This window comes from Sphingomonas sp. BK481, from assembly GCF_014194875.1.
GTDB lineage: Bacteria > Pseudomonadota > Alphaproteobacteria > Sphingomonadales > Sphingomonadaceae > Sphingomonas > Sphingomonas aerolata.
Map to the genome: position 1 here is coordinate 384,083 of NZ_JACIAP010000003.1, position 14,486 is coordinate 398,568.

16 protein-coding genes are annotated in these 14,486 nt (G+C 67.8%); 3 read left to right on the forward strand and 13 right to left on the reverse strand.

Annotation, left to right across the window (positions count from 1 at the left end; all coding sequences use genetic code 11):
* Window positions 1–89: 89 nt before the first annotated feature.
* The 10 genes from FHY04_RS08150 to FHY04_RS08195 form a co-directional block, all read right to left on the reverse strand.
* Window positions 90–1,121: a sensor histidine kinase gene (locus FHY04_RS08150; protein ID WP_183936067.1), complete on the reverse strand. Its 1,032-nt coding sequence runs from the start codon at window positions 1,119–1,121 to the stop codon at window positions 90–92.
* Window positions 1,122–1,565 carry a response regulator gene (locus FHY04_RS08155; RefSeq protein WP_183936068.1) on the reverse strand — a complete coding sequence of 148 codons (444 nt, stop codon included), beginning with the start codon at window positions 1,563–1,565 and terminating at the stop codon, window positions 1,122–1,124.
* Window positions 1,562–3,070, reverse strand: a complete 1,509-nt coding sequence (locus tag FHY04_RS08160) for a CHASE3 domain-containing protein (protein WP_183936069.1) — start codon at window positions 3,068–3,070, stop codon at window positions 1,562–1,564. Before FHY04_RS08160 ends, FHY04_RS08155 begins: the two co-directional genes overlap by 4 nt.
* 185 nt (window positions 3,071–3,255) lie before the next feature.
* Window positions 3,256–3,498 carry a hypothetical protein gene (locus FHY04_RS08165; protein WP_031394821.1) on the reverse strand — a complete coding sequence of 81 codons (243 nt, stop codon included), beginning with the start codon at window positions 3,496–3,498 and terminating at the stop codon, window positions 3,256–3,258.
* A 355-nt stretch (window positions 3,499–3,853) separates the two neighbouring features.
* Window positions 3,854–4,099 (reverse strand): hypothetical protein, encoded by a 246-nt coding sequence (locus FHY04_RS08170; protein ID WP_183936070.1) that lies wholly within the window; start codon window positions 4,097–4,099, stop codon window positions 3,854–3,856.
* Between the two features lie 109 nt (window positions 4,100–4,208).
* Window positions 4,209–4,988, reverse strand: a complete 780-nt coding sequence (locus FHY04_RS08175) for an exonuclease domain-containing protein (RefSeq protein WP_042467016.1) — start codon at window positions 4,986–4,988, stop codon at window positions 4,209–4,211.
* Between the two features lie 27 nt (window positions 4,989–5,015).
* The gene (locus FHY04_RS08180) at window positions 5,016–5,471 is read right to left on the reverse strand and encodes a PH domain-containing protein (protein ID WP_107930841.1); all 456 of its coding nucleotides are present in this window, start codon (window positions 5,469–5,471) and stop codon (window positions 5,016–5,018) included.
* A 79-nt stretch (window positions 5,472–5,550) separates the two neighbouring features.
* Window positions 5,551–6,918, reverse strand: coding sequence for a phosphoglucomutase/phosphomannomutase PgmG (gene pgmG / locus FHY04_RS08185; protein WP_183936071.1), 1,368 nt, complete (start codon window positions 6,916–6,918; stop codon window positions 5,551–5,553).
* A 16-nt stretch (window positions 6,919–6,934) separates the two neighbouring features.
* The gene (locus FHY04_RS08190; RefSeq protein ID WP_260171392.1) at window positions 6,935–7,237 is read right to left on the reverse strand and encodes a J domain-containing protein; all 303 of its coding nucleotides are present in this window, start codon (window positions 7,235–7,237) and stop codon (window positions 6,935–6,937) included.
* A complete protein-coding gene (locus FHY04_RS08195; RefSeq protein ID WP_243845586.1) occupies window positions 7,224–8,078 on the reverse strand; it encodes a division plane positioning ATPase MipZ in 855 nt (284 codons plus the stop codon). Before FHY04_RS08195 ends, FHY04_RS08190 begins: the two co-directional genes overlap by 14 nt.
* Window positions 8,079–8,153: 75 nt before the next feature.
* Here FHY04_RS08195 and panC point away from each other — a divergent pair, with 75 nt between their 5' ends.
* Together panC and FHY04_RS08205 are read left to right on the forward strand one after the other, a co-directional pair.
* Window positions 8,154–9,005 carry a pantoate--beta-alanine ligase gene (panC, locus tag FHY04_RS08200; protein ID WP_183936072.1) on the forward strand — a complete coding sequence of 284 codons (852 nt, stop codon included), beginning with the start codon at window positions 8,154–8,156 and terminating at the stop codon, window positions 9,003–9,005.
* Between the two features lie 80 nt (window positions 9,006–9,085).
* Window positions 9,086–9,382 (forward strand): sel1 repeat family protein, encoded by a 297-nt coding sequence (locus tag FHY04_RS08205; RefSeq protein WP_107045447.1) that lies wholly within the window; start codon window positions 9,086–9,088, stop codon window positions 9,380–9,382.
* Window positions 9,383–9,426: 44 nt separating this feature from the next.
* Here the strand turns inward: FHY04_RS08205 and topA are convergent, their stop codons facing one another.
* On the reverse strand, window positions 9,427–12,048 hold the full coding sequence (topA, locus tag FHY04_RS08210) for a type I DNA topoisomerase (protein ID WP_183936073.1): 2,622 nt from the start codon (window positions 12,046–12,048) through the stop codon (window positions 9,427–9,429).
* Between the two features lie 414 nt (window positions 12,049–12,462).
* Between topA and FHY04_RS08215 the strand changes: the two genes are divergently transcribed.
* Window positions 12,463–12,729 (forward strand): hypothetical protein, encoded by a 267-nt coding sequence (locus FHY04_RS08215; RefSeq protein WP_183936074.1) that lies wholly within the window; start codon window positions 12,463–12,465, stop codon window positions 12,727–12,729.
* Here the strand turns inward: FHY04_RS08215 and dprA are convergent.
* Together dprA and plsY are read right to left on the reverse strand one after the other, a co-directional pair.
* Complete coding sequence (gene dprA, locus FHY04_RS08220) at window positions 12,698–13,834, reverse strand: DNA-processing protein DprA (protein ID WP_311724169.1); 1,137 nt, start codon at window positions 13,832–13,834, stop codon at window positions 12,698–12,700. The two genes, FHY04_RS08215 and dprA, sit on opposite strands and share 32 nt — an antisense overlap.
* Window positions 13,827–14,444: a glycerol-3-phosphate 1-O-acyltransferase PlsY gene (plsY, locus tag FHY04_RS08225; RefSeq protein WP_056673530.1), complete on the reverse strand. Its 618-nt coding sequence runs from the start codon at window positions 14,442–14,444 to the stop codon at window positions 13,827–13,829. The genes dprA and plsY overlap by 8 nt, the downstream gene beginning before the upstream one ends.
* Window positions 14,445–14,486 lie beyond the last annotated feature (42 nt).

Here is a 14,486-nt window from a genome sequence, read left to right on the forward strand (position 1 = left end):
CGCGATAATTAAATAGGAGCGCGGGTCGGTGCTGTCCAGAGCCGCGCGTTTTGACCAGCATCGACAATCCTGCTCGTGACTGACGAAGGTCAGCGCACCTCGGCGCGGAGCGTCGCGCGGACGCCGCGATGCGCGCGGTCATATTCGACGATCGAATGCAGGCTCTGCGCCATCGCGCGGATCAGCTTGGTGCCGAGCCCCGTACCGCGCGGGGTGGCATCGGCGGGCATGCCGCAGCCATCATCCTCCACCGCCAGCAGGAACTGGCCGTCATCGGTCTGCGACAGCGTCACGCGGACTTCGCCCGATCCCGCGGGATAGGCGTATTTGCAGGCATTGGTGACGAGTTCGGTGACGATCACGCCCAGCGACACCGCGCGGTCGGTCGCCAGCCGGATCGGTTCGGCGACCAGCCGCAACGCGCGTGGCAGCGCCTCGCTCGACCAGGTCTCCGCCAGTTCGTCGACCAGCGCGCCGAGATATTCGCGCATGTCGACGCTCTCGACATCGTTGCTCGTATACAGGCGGCGATGGACCTGCGCGATCGCCTGGATCCGCCGCTGCGTATCCTCGAGCGCTTCGCGCGCGGCCGGGTCGGTCAGCGCGCCGGCCTGCAGGCTGACCATCGCCGAGACCAGCTGCAGCGAATTGGCGACGCGGTGGTTCACCTCGCCGAGCAGCGCCTCGAGCCGCGCATTGGTCGCGCGCAGATCGGCCTCGGCGACGGCCTTGGCCTGTTGCAGCACCGATCGCGCGCCAACCTGTTCGAACGCCGCATCGAGCAGCTCGAAAAACTCCTCGCCGACGGTCTTCACGACATAGTCGGCCGCGCCCGCCTTCAGCGCGGCGACCGCGATCCGTCCCTCGTCTGACCCGGTGACATAGACGACGGGCGGCGCATCGGGCAGCGCGCGCAGCACGTTCAGCGTCTCGAGCCCGTCCATCCCGGGCATGTAATGATCGACCGCGATCAGGTCATACGGTTCGGCGCGCGCCATCGCGACGCCGTCCGCGCCCGACTCGGCCAGCGTCATATGATACCCGCGACGCTCCATCGCGCGCCCGACCAGCCGCCGGATACCCGCATCGTCATCGATATAGAGAACGCGTTTGCCGGTCATTCAACTCTCGGCCGAGGGGACCTGGATCACCGACAGGAACAGGCCGAGCTGGCGGATCGCCTGGGCAAAGCTCTCATAATTCACCGGCTTGGTGATATAGACGTTGCAGCCGAGATCATAGCAGCGCTGGATCTCGACCTTGTCGTCGGTGGTCGTCAGCACGACGACGGGCGCGCGTCGCAGGGGGCTGCCCTCCGCCTTGATCCGCGCGAGGATGTCGGTGCCGCTCATGTCGGGCAGGTTGAGGTCGAGCAGGATCAGCGCAGGGCCGCTCTTCGCCGGACCGTCGGCCGCATCGAACAGGAAGGCGAGCGCGGTCGTGCCATCGGTGAAATGGCGGATGTCATTGAGGATGCCCGCACGACGGATGTTCTTCTCGATAAGGCGCGCATGGCCCTCGTCGTCCTCGATCATCACGATGCCGACGGATTTGTGATCGTTCATGCCACGGGATCCTGTAACCTGAGGTCGAAGGGAAGGTTGAGCCGGAAGGTCGCGCCTTCGCCGAGCGTCGAGACCACGTCGATCGTCCCGCCGAGCCGATAGGCCAGCGCGCGGACATGCGCGAGGCCGATGCCCTCGCCGGGCTGGTCCTGCGGCCCTGCGCGCCGGAACAGGTCGAAGACGCGCTGGTGATCGCCCGGCGCGATCCCGCGGCCATTGTCGATGACCGACAGGATCACGCGGTTGCGCTCGCGCGTGCCGGCAAGCCGGATCGCGCCCGGCCGCCCGGGCTGGAGATATTTGGTCGCATTCTCGATCAGGTTCGACAGAATCTGCTCGAGCGCGAGCCGGTCGGTGACGAGTGCGGGCAGGGGGCGGTCGATCGTGACGGTCGCGCCGCGATCGTCGATCAGATGCTGGATCGACGCGACGATCGCGTCGCCGACGGCGGCCGGGTCGACCGGTTCGGGGGTGATCGACCGCCGCCCCTCGCGCGACAGCTTCAGGATCGCGTTGATCAGCCGGTCCATCTTCTGCGTCGAGGCGCGGATGAAGCCGATCGCCTCGGGCAGGTCCTCGCGCGCGGCGATCCGCGCCTCGGGGGTGACGATCTCCGGGGCGATCGCCTCCGCCCGGTCGATCAGCGCCGCCAGCGGCGCGGCGGCCTCGGCCAGCTCCGCGGTGAAGCCCATCACGTTGACGAGCGGCGAGCGCAGGTCGTGGCTGACGATATAGGCGAAACGCTGGATCTCGTCATTCGCCCGGCTGAGATCCGCGGTCCGTTCGACCACCTGATCCTCGAGCGTCTCGTTGAGCAGGTGCAACCGGTCGCGCGACGCGCCGAGATCGGCGGTGTAGCGCCGGATCACCAGGATCGCGAGGATCGCCACGACGAGGAGGAGCAGCGCCGCGAGGCCCGCCATCGACAGGAACAGCATGTTCGACCGCTGCTGGCGGTCACTGCGGATCTCGAGCAGGCGAACTTCCTCGGCAGCCATCGCCCGCAGCCGGTAGCGGATGCTGCGCATCAGCGGGACGCTCGCATCGACCGCGAACCGGCGTTGCGCCTCGCCGATCCGGCCCGCGTCGACCAGCGCGATCGACTGCGTTCGCAGGCTGCGCAACTGGCCCACCCGCGGTTCGATCAGGTCGAGCCGCGCGGTCTGGCGTGGATTGTCGTGGGTCGAGGAGCGCAGCGCCGTCAGCGCCGGCGCGAGCCGCTGGGCCGTCGTCTCATAGGCCGTCGAGAACAGGGGCAGGCCAGTCAGAAGATAGCCGCGCCGCGCGGTCTCCGACTGCTCCATCTCGACCTGCAACGTGGCGATCGCCTGGCGGACGTCCTGCGTATGAAGAATATCGGCGGTGTAGCGCGCGTTACGCACCGTGATCCAGCCGATCGCGACCGCGGCAGCGGCCAGCGCGACGAAGCCGAGCGTCATGAACGCGACCAGCCAGCGGGCGATGCGCCCTTCCGACTGGGGAAGTTTCAAGCTGATACGCGCCATATGCGACCCGTCTAGGATACCGCCTATCGTTACGCCAGCGATACTGACGGACGGCGGCCGGAGAGGGTGGATACCGGCGGCTGCGCGACGGCGATTGCGGAGATCGGGGCGTCTGGCCGCGCCGGATGGGCATCGACACCGGCCCGCCAGGGTGGGGCCGGCGCCAGCGCCGACCCCGTTATGTCTTAGTTGCTGTCGGAGTTGTTGTCGTCGTCGATCGCGAGATACAGCGCGCCGCCCACGGCGACGGCAGCGACGGCGACGATGACCAGACCGGCACCGGCAACTTTGTTCTTCTTGGCAGTCGGCGATGCAGCGCGCACCGACTTGGCGACCGACAGCGACGCTGCGGAATTTGCAGCAGCATTCGCCGCGACGGGCATGGCCGAGACGGCAACGGCAGCAGCCGTGAGAAGGATCTTACGCATGAGAACAACTCCGTAACTTTATGAGAAGAGCGCACAGTATAGGCGTTTGTATTAAAAATGAAGCAACGTCTAAACCGATCGGGGGCAATTATCGGTCGCCGACCGTGCCCCTGGGGCAACAGTTTTCGGGCGCTGGCCTTGCCAACGCGGCGGTCGCCACTGTGCCGCATCGATCGCGGGATTAGCCGAGACCCGGAGATCGCAATCGCGATCGATCGGGACGGCCATCAAGATCACGGATCATCATGACCCGGTGATATCGTCGTCATGGTTCGACTTTGGCAGGCCCTCTAACCCGCCCGACAAGGCGGGACCGCTGCCGTTAGCCTATGACATCGCTACGCCGTTCGTTTGCTCAGTTGCTGTCCGAATCATCGTCGTCGCTCGAGGCAAGCAGAATGGCGCCGCCCACGATGACAACCGTTGCCAGCAGGGGGACGATCAGGCTCGGACCGGCAAGCTTGGTCTTCCTGACGGTCTGCGTCGATACACGCACCGACTTGGCGACAGACAATGGCGCCGCTGCGTTGGTGGCTGCATTCGCGGTGGCCGGCATCGTAGAGATTGCAAATGCTGCGGCAGTGATGATGAACTTTCGCATGAAGGGTCTCCACTTCACCGAAGGAGACACGATCATAGTTCAATTCACGAATAATATAAACGCGCGTCATGTTTTGGTACGGACTATATGTATCCGCCGCGAAGTCGCTCTAAAGCAACAGTTCCTGCGCGCTCGCCTTGCCGACGCGGCCGCCGCCACTGCGCCGATCCATCTCGTGATTGGCGGTGAAGCGGATATCGGGATCGCGATCGGTCAGGAATGCCATCAGGGTCTCGTGATCCAGTTCGGACCATTCCTTGCCGCGGTCGGGACCATAGCGCACGCGCGGGATCAGGCCGGGATCGCGCGACCATTCGATCAGCTGCGCCAGGCTCGCCTCGTTGAGCATGTCGCGCAGATGGAAGGCGGTGACATAGGCGTCGGGAAAGGCGCGGTGCGCCGGCAGGCCGCGCTCATGCTCCATCCCCGCGGGCTTGCGCCAATAGCGCAGCACCTGATTCGAGAAGCTCGGCGAATCGGGCCACAGCCGCAGCGCGCATTTCCACGTACAGATCCATTCGGCGTCGCGCGTCAGCGCGGGGGTGCAGAATTTCTGTTCGAAATCGGCACGGTGCGCCGCCAGCGCGAGCCGTCGCGGCCAGGGATCGAGCACCTGGCGCGCACAATCATGCCACCAGGGCGCATCGGCGACATGCTCGTCGAGAATATGGTGGATCGCCTGCGTCACCGGCGGGATCAGCCGGCCGGGATTGACGAGCAGGCTGCCGCCTTCGCCGTAGATTTCCCAACGCCCGTCCTCGCCCAGCGCGACATCCTGCCAGCCGATCTCGCACACGCCGTGCGCGGGGGGAGCCGATCCGGTGGTCTCGAGGTCGATGACCCGGATCATCTGCGGCTGGGGCTTGGGCTTTGCATAAGATGGCGCCATGACTGCCATGTGGGGACAAAAGCGCGGCTAATCCAGCGCGTATGCACCATCCCGGTCGATATCGACCTCGCGCACGCCGCGCCGCTGGCGCGCACGGTCGACGAGCGTGCGCAGCCCTTCGCGCCGGTCGCGCGCCATCGGCACGTCGCGCAGGACGAATTCGCCGCCGCCGGTCGTGCGATCGGTCGACGTCAGCACGATCGTGCCGATGTCGGTCATCTGGTTGAGCAGCGAATAGCCGAGCCGGACGTCCTTGATCCGGTAGAGCTCGATCTCGTCGATCGTCTTGAACAGGATGCCGCGCTTCACGATCAGCCGCTGGTCGGTGATCTCGAAGGTCGTGCTCCGGTTCCGGAGCCACCGCAGCCCGATCAGCACGAAGCCCACGCCGACCAGGCAGGCCAGCAGCGTTCCCCAGCCGGCAAAGCTGCCGAGCAGCCAGCGGCGCGTGCTGGACCGGAATTCGTCGATGGGTCGCTCCACGCGGCACTCCTTGGGATGATGGCGGAGGGTAGGGTAGCGCCGCCCCGAGTCAATCGCCGCGCGCGGGGCGGCACGCGGATCAGGCCCGCGTCACCCCGCAGGCCGCGAGGTGCGCATCGACGGTGGCGAGCAGGCTGGCCAGCGCGTCGTCGGTGCGTGCTTCGGCGCGCACCGTCAGCATCGCCTGCGTGTTCGACGCGCGCAGCAGCCACCAGCCCTCGGGCGTGGTGACACGCGCGCCATCGGTCAGGTCGACCACCGCGCCATCGCGCGCCAGCCGTGCGACGACCGCGTCCACCACCGCGAACTTCTCCCCGTCGTCGACCGGGAAGCGCAGATCGGGCGTCGCGACCAGCGCCGGCATCGCATCGTGCAGCGCGGTCAGCGACTGTCCCGACAGATGCACCGCGCGAATGAGGCGGACCGCGGCATAGGCGGCGTCGTCGAACCCGTAATAGTCGCCGGCGAAGAACAGGTGCCCGCTCAGTTCGCCGCCGAGCGGGGCACCGGTGCGCGTCATCGCGGTCTTCATCAGGCTGTGCCCGGTTGGCGCCATCACCGCCTCGCCGCCAAGCGTGGTGATCCGGTCGAACAGCGCCTGGGACGACTTCACGTCCGCGACGATCGCTGCGCCGGGATGCTCGCGCAGCGCGGGCTCGACCAATATGGACAGGATCTGATCCCCCCAGATCACCCGTCCCAGCGCGTCGACCGCACCGATCCGGTCGCCATCGCCGTCAAAGGCCAGTCCGAAGTCGAGGTTGTTTTTCGTGACGAGCCGCTTCAGATCGGCAAGGTTCGATTCTTCGGTAGGATCTGGATGATGATTGGGAAAATTGCCGTCGACTTCGGCGAAGATCACATGATGCTCACCCGGGAGGAGCTTGACCAGCGCCTCGATCACCGGGCCCGCGGCGCCGTTGCCCGTATCCCAGCCGATCCGGTACGCGCCGCCGGCATATCCCGCCATCAGCCGGCCGACATAGGCGTCGCGCAGGTCGGCGGTGGTAACCACGCCGGCGCCTTCGCTCCACGCGCCCGACGCGGCAAGCGCGGCAAGATCCTGGATGTCGTCACCGAAAAATGGGGCGTGACGCAATACCATCTTGAAGCCGTTATACTCGGCGGGATTATGGCTGCCGGTTACGTGGATGCCGCCATCCACTTCTAGCGTCGCCTCGGCATAATAGAGCATCGGCGACGGGCCGAGACCGATCCGGACGACGTCGACCCCGCCCGCGACCAGCCCCGCGACGAGCGCCGCCTCGAGTGCGGGGGAGGACAGGCGACCGTCATAGCCGACCGCCACGCGGGTGCCGCCGATGCCGCGCACGCGCGTCGCGAACCCCCGGCCGATCGCGGTGGCGTCCGCGGGGCCAAGGCTTTTGCCGACGATCCCGCGAACGTCATATTCGCGCAGCGCGCTGGGGTCGAACTGGTGCGTCATACGTCTCTGTGTCGGCTTATCGTGTGCGTTTGAGCAGCAGGTCGCGCGCGGCGTTCACCCGCCGCGTCAGGTCGGTTGAGCCGCCGCGGTCGGGATGGACCGAGGCGATCAGCCGCCGGTGCGCGCTGCGGACCGCGTCGGCGTCCGCAAGCGCGTCGATCCCCAGGATCGCGCGCGCTTCCGCCTCGTCGGTCACCACGCGCTGTTTCGGCTTGGGGCGCAGATACCGCCAGGCCAGCCAGATCAGCAGCGCGGTGGCGATCCACGTCACGCCGCGGCCCTGCGGCGGACCGTGGTGCGGTCCGTCATGCAGCGACATCCGACACGGGGCCGGGCGACGACGGCGTAGCGGCGCGCGGCGCGGTTTCGGCAACCAGCTCGGGCAGTTGCAGCGCCGCCATCATCTCGCGCAGTTCCTGGCGCGCGGCGACGTGCGCCAGCCCCATGCCACCGAATTCCTTCGCATCGATCATCGTCAGCCCGGCGGGGAACATCTCGCGGTAGATGACGCGCTCGCCGAGCCCCGGGATGATCCGGAATCCGACCCGCTTCGACAGCTGGACCAGCGCATCCGAGACGCGGCGCATGTTGCGCGCCTCGATATGCTGGAGGCGGTTGCGTAGCACGACCCAGTCGATCGTCGTCCCGTCCGCGCGGGCGCGCTGCTTGCGCGCGTCCCAGATCAGCTCGGAATAGAAGCTCGGCCGCGTCACCTGGAAGGTTTCGGGATCGACCTGCCCGATCAGGTCGAAATCGACGAAGCTGTCGTTCATCGGCGTGACCAGCGTGTTCGACAGCGCGGCGGCGGTGCGCGCAAACGGATCGTCGCGGCCGGGCGTGTCGACGACGAGGAAATCCGAGTCCGCGCACAGCGAATGCCACAGATCCTCGAACTGGTCCTCGGTCTGCGCCGACAGCGTCGCGTGACGCGGCATCGGCAGCGCGGAGCCGGTGCGCTTGATCGTCTCGGCGCGGTTGTCGAGATAGCGGCCGACGGTGCGCTGGCGGTGGTCCAGGTCGAGACAGGCGACGCGCGCGCCCCTGGCGGCCAGCGCGATCGCGACATGGACCGCGGTCGTCGATTTTCCCGTGCCGCCCTTCTCGTTGGCGAACACGATGACGTGCGTCGAAGCGTGAGGGGAATCCGGGCCCGTGGCCAACGCGCGTTTCCTTATTGATCGTGAGTGACGCCCTTCATAGAAGCCGCGACCGTACTTATCGAGTGGGAGTTTCACGTGGACACCGTCAGGGACCTGAATATGCTGCGCGAAAGCGTCGCCGCGTTCCGCGCGGCCGGCCAGCGCGTCGCGCTCGTCCCGACGATGGGGGCGCTCCACGCCGGCCATGTCGCGCTGATCGAGGCGGCGAAACGCCCGGGAACGAAGGTCGTCGCGTCGATCTTCGTGAACCCCAAACAGTTCGGCCCGAACGAGGATCTCGCGCGCTATCCGCGGCGCGAGATGGCGGACATCAGGCTGCTGAACGAGGTCGGTTGCGACCTGCTCTGGGCGCCGGGCGTCGAGGTCATGTATCCCGACGGCTTTGCCACCAATGTCAGCGTCGCCGGGGTGAGCGAGGGCTTTGACGGGGCCGCGCGTCCCGGCCATTTCGATGGTGTCGCGACCGTCGTCGCCAAGCTGTTCAACCAGGTCGGCGCGGATGCCGCCTATTTTGGTGAAAAGGATTTCCAGCAGCTCGCCGTCATCCGCCGGATGGTCACCGATCTCGACTTCGCGATCGAGATCGTCGGCGTCCCGACGCAACGCGACGATGACGGCCTCGCCATGTCGTCGCGCAACATCTATCTCGACGACGACCAGCGCCGGCAGGCGGTCGCGCTGCCGCGTGCGCTCGGCGTCGCCGCGCGTGCGATCGCCCGCGGCGAGGATGTCGCCGCCGTGCTCGACGACGCCCGGACCGCGCTGGTCGGCGCGGGCTTCGCAATCGACTATGTCGCACTCGCGGATGCCGAGACTCTCGTCGAGCAGACGGGGGCGGAACAGCCCGGCGCGGGTCGCCCGCGGCGGCTGCTGGCGGCGGCGCGGATGGGCACGACCCGGCTGATCGACAATATCGCGGTCGACTAGGCAATCCTACGGAATGCCCCGTTAACCATTGTGCAGGCCGAGTCGGTCCAGTCTGTCGGCAGGAACAGCGGGGACCGACAATGGCTGGCAGGCTCAAGACCAAGAATTTCCTGATCGAACGGCGCCTCGCCGATGCCGCACGCGGCGACGAGCGGGCGTGTTACGAACTCGGGATGGTGTATTCGACCGGCACCGCGGGCGTCGTGCTCGACCTGATCGAGGCGCATAAATGGTTCAACCTGGCCGCGGTGTCGGGCAATCACGCGGCGCAGGAATGCCGCGCGCAGATCGCCGAGGACATGAGCCCTCGCGAAATCGCGGTGGCGCAGCGCGCCGCGCGCGACTGGATGCAGTTGACGCAACGCCGCGCGGCGTAAGCCTTCTGTCTGTATCCTCCCCCTGACGCGGGAGGATCAGGGCGTTATTCGGCTGCGGCCTTCTTCTTGGGCGCGGCCTTTTTCGCAGGCGCCTTCTTGGCCGGCGCCTTCTTCACCGGCGCTGCCTTCGCCTCCCCGTCCTTGGCCGCCGCAGCCTTGGCCGTTGCCTTCTTCGCCGCGGGCTTCTTGGCGGGCGCCTTCTTCTTCTTCGTCGCAGGTGCCGCCGCGGCCCGCGCATCGATCAGCGAGGCCGCTTCCTCCAGCGTCAGCTGGTCCTTCTCGATCGACTTGGGCAGGGTCGCATTGGTCGTTCCGTCAGTGACATAGGGGCCGTAACGCCCCTCCATCAGCTTGATCTCCGCCTCGGTACGCGGATGGTTGCCCAGAACCTTCAGCGGCGCCTGCGCCCCGCGCGCGGTGCGACCGCCGCCGGCCGCCGCTTCGGCGAGCTTCACGACCGCCGCGTTCATCCCCGTCTCGAACACGTCCGCGGTCGTGGTGAGACGTGCATATTTGCCCTGATGCTTCAGATACGGCCCGAACTTGCCGATCGTCGCGATGATCGGCTCGCCGGTCTCGGGGTGGTTGCCGACCGTCCGCGGGAGCGAGAGCAGCTTGACCGCCCATTCGAGGTTGAGCTCGCCGATATCCTTCGGGATCGACGCCATCTTGCGATCCTCGCCCTCGCCGATCTGCAGATACGGGCCGAAGCGTCCCGACTTGCGCTCGATCGGCTGGCCGGTGTCGGGATGCGTGCCGAGCGTCGACGGACCCGCATCCGCCTCGGCGTCACCGCCGGGCTGCGCGAAGCGGCGCGTATATTTGCACTCGGGATAGTTGGAGCAGGCGATGAACGCGCCGAACTTGCCGCCGCGCAGCGCAAGCTGCCCCTCGCCGCAATTGGGGCAGAGCCGCGGATCGCCGCCGTCCGCCTTGGCGGGGAACAGGTAGGGCGCGAGGAAGGTGTCGAGCTCGGCGGTGATCGCGCTGGGCTGCTGCTCCATCACCTCGGACGTGCGCGGCTTGAAATCGCGCCAGAACGCGTCGAGCACCGACTGCCACTGCGCGCGGCCGCCCGAGACGTCGTCGAGCTCTTCCTCGAGCTCCGCGGTGTAATCATAGCCGACGTACTTCTCGAAGAAGCGCTCGAGGAACGCCGTCACGAGCCGCCCGCTCTCCTCGGCGAAGAAGCGGTTCTTCTCGATCCGCACATAGGCGCGGTCTTTCAGCGTCTTGATGATCGAGGCGTAGGTGGACGGACGGCCGATGCCGAGCTCCTCCATCCGCTTGACGAGGCTCGCTTCCGAGAAGCGCGGCGGCGGCTGCGTGAAGTGCTGCTCGGCGTCGACCTTCTTCTTGGCCGGCGCATCGCCCTCCTTCATCCGCGGCAGGCGGCGTGCGTCCTCGTCCTGCGTGTCGTCGGCGCCTTCCTCGTACAAGGCGAGATAGCCGGGGAAGAGCACGACCTGACCGGTTGCGCGCAGGATGTTGCGCCCCGTCCCGTCGGCCATCTCGACCGTGGTGCGCTCCATCCGTGCCGACGCCATCTGGCTGGCAAGCGCACGCTTGAAGATCAGGTCGTACAGCCGCGCATGATCGCCGCCGCCGGCCTTGTCCTTCGAAAAATCGGTCGGACGGATCGCCTCATGCGCTTCCTGCGCGTTCTTCGCCTTCGACTGGTACTGGCGCGGCTTGTCGGGGACGTAGCTCGCGTCGAAGCGGTTCGCGACCGCGAGGCGTGCGGCTGAAATCGCGCTGCCGTCCATCTGCACGCCGTCGGTACGCATATAGGTGATCGCGCCATCCTCGTAGAGGCCCTGCGCGATCCGCATCGTATGGTCGGCGGAGAAACCGAGCTTGCGCGACGCCTCCTGCTGCAGCGTCGAGGTCGTGAACGGCGGCGGCGGGTTGCGCGTGGCGGGCTTGGTCTCGACCGTCTGGACCGAGAAATTGCCGTCGAGCACCGCCTGCTTGGCGCGCAGCGCGTCGCCTTCGTTGCCGATCGACAGCCGGTCGAGCTTGTTGCCCTCGAACTGCGTCAGGCGCGCCTGGAACGCGGTGCCGTCATGCTCCATCTCGGCGGTGACGGACCAGTATTCCTGCGGCTTGAACACGTCGATCTCACGCTCGCGCTGGACGATCAGGCGCAGCGAGACCGACTGAACGCGGCCGGCGGACTTGGCGCCGGGCAGCTTGCGCCACAGCACCGGCGAGAGCGTGAAGCCGACGAGGTAGTCGAGCGCACGGCGGGCGCGGTAGGCGTCGATCAGATCGTCGTCGAGCTCGCGCGGGTTCTTCATCGCCTCGGTCACGGTCGCCTTGGTGATCGCGTTGAAGGTGACGCGTTCGACCTCCTTCGGCAGTGCCTTGCGCGCGCGCAGTACCTCGCGGACGTGCCACGAAATCGCCTCGCCCTCGCGATCCGGATCGGTCGCGAGGATCAGGCGGTCGGCCGTCTTGGCGAGGTCGGTGATCGCTTTCAGCTGCTTCGACTTGTCGGCGTAATTCTCCCACGTCATCGCGAACTGGTCGTCGGGATCCACCGAGCCGTCCTTGGGCGGCAGGTCGCGGACATGGCCGTAGCTGGCCAGCACGCGATAGTCGCTGCCGAGATACTTCTCGATGGTTTTGGCCTTGGCAGGCGATTCGACGATGACAAGCTGCATGGGGAAACCGGGATCCTTACGTGTACGCGTACGAGGGTGACGGCGTTCGGGTGGTGCCGTCAAGCAGGCGCTTGGTCGGCATGAATGCGCCAGATAGGGCGCCGGCGCCCGTTTGTCAGAGGCAGGGGGGGGCGCGGTGGCGGCATCGCGGTGCGCGATCGCGGGCGCGCATCGTGCAGACCGGATGGCGTCCCCGCCCGGGACTGGTCGAAGTGATGTCGATAGAGCATATGCTGGATAGTTGATCCAAATCAGGTTAATTGTTGGTGTAAGATCGCATCGATCGGCGCTCATTTCGGCGGATTGCATGACATATCAGGGCCCTCTGCCACGCTGCGCCGCCCCCGACCGGGAAAGCGCGTCCTGCCGCGCCACGGCGTCGATCACTGTCCGGGTGGATCCGGCGGGCGACGCATGACCCCCGCGGCACTCGTCCTCGCGCAACGCAAATGCGCGGTGCTGGCGCGACGGATCGCGACGCTGCGCCGGGCCGCGCTGCGCACGACCACCCCGCTGCTGATCGAGGACGACCAGCGCGAGCTCGACGGATTGATCGCGACGATCGAGCGGGCCTGCGACGATGCGGACGCGCTCGCTCGGAAACAGCGTGCGGCGATCGCGCTGGCGCTGGCGACGACCGGCGGCGCGCCTAACCGGCGGATGCGGCCCAGATCAGGCTGACGCGCCCGCCCGCATGCCGTTCCAGCCGGCCGGCCAGTTCGAGTTCGAGCAGGATCAGCTGGACGATCGCCGGCGCCCGGTGCGACTGGCGGACGAGCTCGTCGATCCCGACGGGGACGGGGCCGAGCAGGTCGGCGACCGCGCGCCGGTCGGCCTCGCTCGCGTCGTCCTGATACCCGTCGCCGGCGTCCTGCCCGGTATAGGCGTCGACGGGGGAGCGGACCGAGCGGCTGTCGAACGGGCGGATCTGTTCGAGAATGTCCGCCGCCGACTGGACCAGCGTCGCACCCTCGCGGATCAGCAGGTTGCACCCCTGCGCGCGCGGATCGAGCGGGCTGCCGGGCACCGCCATCACCTCGCGTCCCTGCTCGGCGGCGAGCCGCGCGGTGATCAGCGAGCCCGATTTGGGCACCGCCTCGACCACCACCGTCCCGATCGAGAGGCCTGCGATGATGCGGTTGCGCGACGGAAAGTTGCGCGCCTTGGGTTCGGTCCCGGGCGGCTGTTCGGCGAGCAACAGCCCGTGCATGGCGATCGCGTCCTGCAGCGCGGCGTTGTCGGGCGGATAGGCGATGTCGATACCGCTCGCGATCACGCCGATCGTGCCGCCGGATCCGGTTCCCGTGCCGTTCTTCCCGAGCGCACCGACATGCGCGGCGGTGTCGATCCCGCGCGCGACGCCCGACACCACCGTCGTGCCCGCCTCGGCGAGCGCATGCGCGAGTTCGCGCGCGAAGCGGCAGGCGGCGGCAGAGGCGTTGCGCGCGCCGACCATCGCGATGCATGGCTGGGTCGCATGCGCGATGTCGCCGCGCAGGATCAGCACCGGCGGCGCGGTCTCGGTCTCGGCCAGCAGGCGGGGGTAATCGGGGTCGTCGACAAAGAGGTAGCGGGCGCCCAGCCGCGCCGTCGCCGCCATCTCGCGGTCGACCAGCGTCCGGTCCGCAACCCGCGGGACGCGCCCGCCGCCGCGTGCGGCCAGCGTCGGCAGCGCGTCGATCGCGGCCTGCGCGCTGCCGAAACGGGCGATCAGCTGGCGATAGGTGACCGGTCCGATCCCGGTCGTACGGATGAGCCGAAGTCTGGCGACCGCGGTGTCAGCCACCACGCGGCCGGCTGGTGCCACCGATCCGCGGCTCGGTCCCGGCGAGCAGCCGCTGGACGTTCTCGCGGTGTTTCCACCCGACGATCAGCGCAAGCGCGAGGAGCAGCAGGACCAGATCCGTGCGCCCGAACAGCGCGGCGGCGAGCGGTGCGCTGAACGCCGCGGCGATGCCCGCGACCGACGAGATCCGCAGCGTGCCGAGCAGGCCGAGCCACACCACCGCATAGACCAGCCCGAGCGGCCAGTGGAGCGCGACGACGATTCCCATCAGCGTCGCGACGCCCTTGCCGCCGCGGAACCGCAGCCACACCGGGTAGCAATGGCCGATAAAGGCGCCGGCCGCCGCGAGCAGCGCGTTGCCGGGAAACAGATGCGCGACCAGCAGCACCGCGACCAGCCCCTTGGCCATGTCGAGCAGCAGCGTCGCGGCGGCAAGGCCCTTGCGCCCGGTCCGCAGCACGTTGGTCGCGCCGATATTGCCCGATCCGATCGTTCGCAGATCGCCTGCGCCGCCCAGCCGCGTCAGGATGACGCCGAACGGGATCGACCCCAGCAGGTAGCTGAGCGCCAGCGACAGCGTCGGCGCGACCCAGAATATGTCCGTCTGCAAGAAAGCTCCCCCGTTCCGCCCCGCTATAAACGACCCGCGGCG

Excerpts from the sequence above, each read along its gene's own strand:
- FHY04_RS08160 (WP_183936069.1), bottom strand. The coding sequence starts at position 3,070 with ATGGCGCGTATCAGCTTGAAACTTCCCCAGTCGGAAGGGCGCATCGCC.
- topA (WP_183936073.1), bottom strand. The coding sequence starts at position 12,048 with ATGCAGCTTGTCATCGTCGAATCGCCTGCCAAGGCCAAAACCATCGAG.
- FHY04_RS08170 (WP_183936070.1), bottom strand. The coding sequence starts at position 4,099 with ATGCGAAAGTTCATCATCACTGCCGCAGCATTTGCAATCTCTACGATG.
- FHY04_RS08205 (WP_107045447.1), top strand. The coding sequence starts at position 9,086 with ATGGCTGGCAGGCTCAAGACCAAGAATTTCCTGATCGAACGGCGCCTC.
- FHY04_RS08215 (WP_183936074.1), top strand. The coding sequence starts at position 12,463 with ATGACCCCCGCGGCACTCGTCCTCGCGCAACGCAAATGCGCGGTGCTG.
- FHY04_RS08165 (WP_031394821.1), bottom strand. The coding sequence starts at position 3,498 with ATGCGTAAGATCCTTCTCACGGCTGCTGCCGTTGCCGTCTCGGCCATG.
- FHY04_RS08155 (WP_183936068.1), bottom strand. The coding sequence starts at position 1,565 with ATGAACGATCACAAATCCGTCGGCATCGTGATGATCGAGGACGACGAG.
- FHY04_RS08175 (WP_042467016.1), bottom strand. The coding sequence starts at position 4,988 with ATGGCGCCATCTTATGCAAAGCCCAAGCCCCAGCCGCAGATGATCCGG.
- pgmG (WP_183936071.1), bottom strand. The coding sequence starts at position 6,918 with ATGACGCACCAGTTCGACCCCAGCGCGCTGCGCGAATATGACGTTCGC.
- FHY04_RS08190 (WP_260171392.1), bottom strand. The coding sequence starts at position 7,237 with ATGTCGCTGCATGACGGACCGCACCACGGTCCGCCGCAGGGCCGCGGC.
- FHY04_RS08150 (WP_183936067.1), bottom strand. The coding sequence starts at position 1,121 with ATGACCGGCAAACGCGTTCTCTATATCGATGACGATGCGGGTATCCGG.